The organism is Oleiphilus sp. HI0080, assembly GCF_001635135.1.
Genome location: NZ_LWFU01000999.1, coordinates 1 through 653, shown reverse-complemented (window position 1 = coordinate 653; position 653 = coordinate 1). Strand labels below are relative to the sequence as shown.

The 653-nt window shown below is 50.1% G+C and carries 1 protein-coding gene; it reads right to left on the bottom strand.

Annotated elements, in window-relative coordinates:
• A partial coding sequence (gene mltF, locus A3751_RS19080; RefSeq protein WP_082863385.1) for a membrane-bound lytic murein transglycosylase MltF occupies positions 1-653 on the bottom strand: 653 nt, incomplete at both ends.

Sequence of the window (653 nt, the reverse complement as noted above, 5' to 3'; positions counted from 1 at the left end):
GGGCTCGGAGCCCCTGGCATACCCATAGCGTGTTTTTGAGTAGTATTTTTTTTGCTGAAGCAGTGGCAGAAACTCTTTTACATCGGCCCATTTATTTGGATCTTTGCCGCCTTTTTCGGTAAGGATACGCGCATCTTCCAAGTGCCCAAGTCCCACGTTGTAGGATGCGAGCGCAAACCAGGTTTTATCCGGTTCGGGCACGCTATCTGGAATGCGTTTGTGAATGCGGGCGAAGTACTTTACGCCGCCTTTGATGCTTTGGAGTGGATCTAGACGGTTTTTTATACCCATTTCCTTGGCTGTAACCTGCGTTAGCATCATCAGGCCGCGCACGCCGGTTGGCGATACGGCGTTAGGCCGCCAGTGTGACTCCTGATAGCCCATAGCCGCCATTAAGCGCCAGTCTGTCTCATATTGCTCCGCATACTTCTTATAGGCGTCTTCGTATTTTGGTAGGCGTTGTTTGGAATGCCGTATAAAGGTTCGAGCGCCAACATAGTTAAATTGCGCTAAATGACCATAATACCGTTCAGTGAGGTACATCAGAGTGCCGTCGTCTTTGATCTGGCTAATGAATGCATTGGCCGCCTCGAGAAGGGACTTGTCAGTAGAATTTGGGAAAAACCACGCGACGCCCTTTGGATCTCCGAGTT